Source organism: Aquiflexum sp. (assembly GCF_041749095.1).
Lineage (GTDB): Bacteria > Bacteroidota > Bacteroidia > Cytophagales > Cyclobacteriaceae > Aquiflexum.
On the sequence record NZ_JBGTCA010000247.1, the window covers coordinates 1 to 5,007 of the forward strand.

The following is a 5,007-nucleotide window of genomic DNA, read 5'->3' on the forward strand; positions in this document are numbered from 1 at the left end:
GTGGTCAGACGCAGCAATGGCTTTCCGAGCCGGGCAGATCTGAAAGCATACCGGCAAACAGGGTGCATGCGGTAATTCCCGTAGCGGATGGTAATCTTTGGTTGGGCACTGGAAACGGATTGTCGTTTTTCAATAAAAAGACGGGGAAATTCAAAACCTACCATACCCAAGATGGACTTGTTGACAACAGGATTTATTGTATGGCCTTTGACAAAAACGGACTTCTTTGGATCGGTACAGGCAACGGACTTTCCAAGTTTGATACCTTGAGCAAATCCTTCACCAACTTCACCAAAGCTGACGGCTTGGTCAATACCGAATACAACCGGAACTCCGCCATGTTGCTGCCTGACGGTAGGATAATGATGGGAGGAATGGGAGGGATTGACATTTTTGATCCAAATGAGGTGGAGGAAGTACTTGAAAAACCAAAACCGAAGATTGCCCATGTACATAATAATGATCGGTTGATCAATCTGAAGTCGCAATTTGAATTTGATCATGACCAGAACCATTTTGCTTTTTATGTTTCCGCCAATCCAATATGGATGGCATCCGCCTTATCCTATGAGTACCGTTTGGTTGGCTCCGAAGAAGAATGGAAAGATCTGAATTTCTCCAATGTAGTCCATTACCCCAACCTACCTCCCGGTTCCTACACTTTTCAGGTCAAGATTGCCAACCAACCTGAGATTGGAAGCTATGATTTTGTGATCCATCAGGTTTGGTATGCGAGTTGGTGGTTCAGATTGGCTTTTATTTTTATAGGGCTTTTTCTCATTTATCTTATTTATAGAATGATGCTTGCAAGACGGACGTTCCGGCTTCAACAAGAAAACCGCATCATGCAACTGAAAGCCGATCAGGCCCTGTCGGTAACTAAAGAGCGGGAAAGGATTATTGCTGACCTTCATGATGATGTAGGTGCCACGCTCAGCAGCCTTCATATATATGGGGATCTTGCTGGAAAAGTCTGGGATTCCCAACCTGAAAAGGGAAAGGAAATGGTAGAAAAGATAAGAGACCAATCCAAAGAACTGATGGGCCGCATGAGTGATATCGTTTGGAGTATGAAGGATCCAAAAAATGAGAACTATTTCTTTCAATCAAGGATAAGGAATTGCGCCAATGAATTGCTGGCCCCCAGAGAAATCCTGTTTGTCGATGTGATTGCTGCAGATGTGGATGAAAAAATCGTCCAACCTGAACTCAGGAGAAACCTGTTATTGGTAGCCAAGGAGGCCATGAATAATATTGCCAAACACAGTTATGCCTCCCGGGTCAGGCTGATGCTATATGAAAAAGAAGGTCAGTTGATCCTCAAAATCAATGATAATGGGAAAGGATTGGATGTTATGATGGTCCAAAACGGCAACGGATTGGGAAATATGCAAAATCGCTGTCAACAGATGAACGGAAAATTGAGCATTGCAAGCCAAAACGGAAGTGGAACCACGCTGACCTGTGCTATCCCTATGGCTACATTTAGTATTGTGGATGGACCCGAATCAAATTAACTTTAAACTATGATCCGGGTAGCCATATATGACGATAATTCGGCCCGCAGGGAAAGTTTGCAGGCTTTGATCGGTTTGGTACCCGAATTGGAATGGGTAGGTTCTTTTGAAAACTGTGCCACTATCAAAAAAGACATAGACCAAAGCCGTCCTGACATCATCCTGATGGACCTGGAAATGCCCGTGGTCAATGGGATCGAAGGCATCAAAATAGCCAAGCAATATGCACCTTATATCAAGATCATTGTGCAGACTTCCTTTGATGATGACGAAAAGGTTTTTGCTGCACTACAGGCAGGGGCAGAGGGATATATTCTTAAATCTGCCTCCGTCGCCCAAATCACCCAAAGCATTGATGAAGTCAATAAAGGAGGGGCTAGCATGAGTCCTTCCATTGCTTTGAAGGTGATGCGGTATTTTGGAGAAATCCCTAAAGAGAAAAAGGAAGACTACCAATTGACCCCCAAAGAATCCGAAGTCCTCAAAAAACTCGCAGAAGGCCTTAGCTACAAAATGATCGCCGACGAACTCGGCATCAGCTACTTCACCGTGAACAACCATGTCAAAAAGATATATGAAAAGTTGCATGTGCATTCACTTGGGGAGGCGGTGGCATTGGCTTATCAGAAGAAGTTGTTGTGAAAAGGGTTTCCCGCAAAGTCGCTGAGGCGCAAAGGAGTGTCAACCTTTGAGGTCTTTTTTTGACCTCGAAGGTTTTGAGGGTTGGAAGGAACTTGTTAATTGAAAAGAGGACTTCATTTGCAATTGTATTTTCTCTAAGGGAGATTATCTCAAACCCGATTTCTTTATAGCCCTATTTAGCTATACCAAATGGCAATCATTATTAGTAGGTTTGATAGTATTAAGAATTGTGTGATCCGATTTAAAGCTTTCCTATAATTCCTGATCAGAAAATGGCGGTTTTAGCATTACAAAAATAAATACAAACATGGCAGATACACCTTATGAAAACAATGAGGCACTGAAAACCATATATGACCAGCTCTGCACCAGTTATCACAGCGTAGATGACTTCAGGGCAAAATTATTGGGAATTTTACCCCTAGTTTCAGGAGTAGCTATTTTTGAGATTCTCGGTAAAGTTGAAACTCCGTCTTATTTGTCTCCAATCGGTTTTTTGGGCGTAATCACGACCCTTGGACTGCTAATTTATGAGATGAAAGGGATATTAAAATGCGATGGGTATATCAAAGCCGGACTCGAAATAGAAAAAATACTACTCAAAACGTTACCAACAAATATAGGACATTTCGGCAGTTTAGTTAAGGGAGATAAAAAGTCAAATTTCATTACCGTACCCGTTGCTTCTGCTTTTGTTTATGCGGCTGTTATCGGAGCGTGGACATTCGTGGCCACTTTCAAGCTTTCTTGCATTGAACAAATGGTTAGTATTTCACTATCTATCATTGCATCTTTATCGGTATGGCTTTGGGTTTATTTTTTCTCGAAGTCACTCTCAAAGCCAGACAAAAGTAAAAGTTAATTTTGTAGGAATATTAATTATAGTAAAACATTCCCATTCGTTTTGCTTGGAATTAAATTTTGAAATGAGTTATTCTAAATTTAATTCCCTCATTTATAGCTAGATTTAGCTATACCGAGAGGTAACAATTTTTGGTAGTTTTGATATAAATCAAAGATATTCTTTTAAACTCTCTGTCAATTAAATCATTGGTTAAATGATTAGAAATACAAAATACCTGGAAAGAAAAAATCTAAATCGCTCATTTAATACAATAAGAGAAGTGATGGGTGAGAATTTTGCCTCTGCTTCGGATTTAGAAATTGAACAAATTATCAACAATAGATTGTCCGAAATGACTCCCCTAGAAATCGAATCCTTCTGGAGGTCTGTTGGAAATACAATTCAAAATGCTTTGCCTTCAGTTGCTCCGGTCGCCGGTCAGATAATTGGTGGTGCAGTCGGAACAGCGATAGCTCCCGGAATTGGAACCGCCCTAGGGGCTTCCTTAGGTGGACAATTGGGGAATCTTGCTGGTGGGGCCGTGAGTCGACAACCTCAAGTTAGGAGAAGAAATCCATCAGCAAGGTCTTTAAATCCACGATCAACTAGACAATCTCCCCCGCCAACAATTACCTCACAACCGGCAGCAAATCAATTGATGACACTGTTAAATAACCCACAACTAATTCAAGCTATTTTGGGGCAGGTTTTAGGTGTACAGGGGGCAAATAATGTGAGTCTACCAACGGAAGGAGGATATAAAGTAATTCCGTTTGAAGCTTTCATGAATGCGCTGAGTCAATTGGCTGACCAAGCTGCTGTCGAAGCTGGTGGTAGTCTTGAAGATGGAATGTCATCCAATTACTTAAATGATAGATATGGTGAATATGTTTGTGATCCATCTTCATCTGAGGAAAGAGCAAGTGTCCTCATGAATTTACTCTCAGAAAATTATTATGGATCAAACCTAGAAGCAGAGGACAATAATTTTGATGAATTTACACAATGGCTTATTCAAGCTGAGTTAATCGAGTAAAAAATAAATTCCATGGATATAAACGAAGTTTTAAAAGAAAAACTGATTGCTCAAAATCCTAAAATGGGGCAAATTTTAGAATTAATGCAGCAACAGAACCAAACTGAAAAAGGCAATGACAGTTTTGAGAAATTGAAAATGCTTAACAAAAAGTTAACCCTTGCCCTCAGGATAGAAATTGGGAAAAACAAATCATTGATACAAGAAATGGATGAACTTCAAGAGGATTATAAATTTATTGATCGCATCAATGATGATTTAGCTTCGGCAGTTGGTGCATGTCCAAATTGCTGGGGAATTTTAAAGGATTGTGAAATATGTGACGATAATGGTGGGCCTGGTGCATATCCAGTGAATAAAGCAGCATTTATTAAATTTGTTCTTCCAATAATTAAAAATACTCAATGGATTAATCAGGTTGTTGTCAAACAATCTGAAGGATAGATGAAATATTTAAATAAAAATTTCTAAAACTAAATATTAATAACATGGCAAGTGACAATGTTTATTTCGATGACCCAGAAAACGAGACTTTTCTTGAGGACTATTTTGAAGACAATGATGATGACGAATCATTAGATTTTGAGGATTATGATGATGAGGAATATGATGATGAAGGTTTTTTCTTTGAAAGTGACTATGATGATGAAAGCCAAAACCTTTCTGAAAGAAGAAGGAGAAGAAGGAGGAGGAGATATACCCGGCCGAGAGTAGCTGCCGGGAGAGGGTATGGCAGGGGAATAAAGAGAACAAATAATGCGGTAGGATCCATTAAAACCCCTGCGGGAACTGCTAAAGTTAAGTTACCACCAAACTTAGCCACTAAACAAGACCTAAAAAAGGCACTTGATGCTATTAGTAAAGATGTCAAGAAAAATGGAAATGCAATCAAAGTAACTGATGGAAACCTGAAGTCCATAGGTACTGAAATGAACAAAGTAAAAACCCAAAGCTCTGGTTTGAAAAAG

Annotated in this window: 5 protein-coding genes and 1 pseudogene; all 6 read left to right on the top strand. The window is 39.9% G+C overall.

Annotation, left to right across the window (positions count from 1 at the left end):
- A partial coding sequence (locus ACEW8O_RS11630) for a triple tyrosine motif-containing protein (RefSeq protein ID WP_373494799.1) occupies nt 1–1,517 on the top strand: 1,517 nt, incomplete at its 5' end.
- 9 nt (nt 1,518–1,526) lie between these two features.
- On the top strand, nt 1,527–2,159 hold the full coding sequence (locus tag ACEW8O_RS11635; protein ID WP_373494800.1) for a response regulator: 633 nt from the start codon (nt 1,527–1,529) through the stop codon (nt 2,157–2,159).
- Between the two features lie 307 nt (nt 2,160–2,466).
- Complete coding sequence (locus ACEW8O_RS11640) at nt 2,467–3,021, top strand: hypothetical protein (protein ID WP_373494801.1); 555 nt, start codon at nt 2,467–2,469, stop codon at nt 3,019–3,021.
- Between the two features lie 196 nt (nt 3,022–3,217).
- Complete coding sequence (locus tag ACEW8O_RS11645) at nt 3,218–4,039, top strand: hypothetical protein (RefSeq protein ID WP_373494802.1); 822 nt, start codon at nt 3,218–3,220, stop codon at nt 4,037–4,039.
- Nucleotides 4,040–4,051: 12 nt separating this feature from the next.
- Complete coding sequence (locus tag ACEW8O_RS11650) at nt 4,052–4,483, top strand: hypothetical protein (RefSeq protein ID WP_373494803.1); 432 nt, start codon at nt 4,052–4,054, stop codon at nt 4,481–4,483.
- A gap of 44 nt (nt 4,484–4,527) precedes the next feature.
- Nucleotides 4,528–5,007, top strand: a pseudogene (locus ACEW8O_RS11655) (hypothetical protein); the annotation flags it as partial.

Excerpts from the sequence above, each read along its gene's own strand:
- ACEW8O_RS11635 (WP_373494800.1), top strand. The coding sequence starts at position 1,527 with ATGATCCGGGTAGCCATATATGACGATAATTCGGCCCGCAGGGAAAGT.
- ACEW8O_RS11640 (WP_373494801.1), top strand. The coding sequence starts at position 2,467 with ATGGCAGATACACCTTATGAAAACAATGAGGCACTGAAAACCATATAT.
- ACEW8O_RS11645 (WP_373494802.1), top strand. The coding sequence starts at position 3,218 with ATGATTAGAAATACAAAATACCTGGAAAGAAAAAATCTAAATCGCTCA.
- ACEW8O_RS11650 (WP_373494803.1), top strand. The coding sequence starts at position 4,052 with ATGGATATAAACGAAGTTTTAAAAGAAAAACTGATTGCTCAAAATCCT.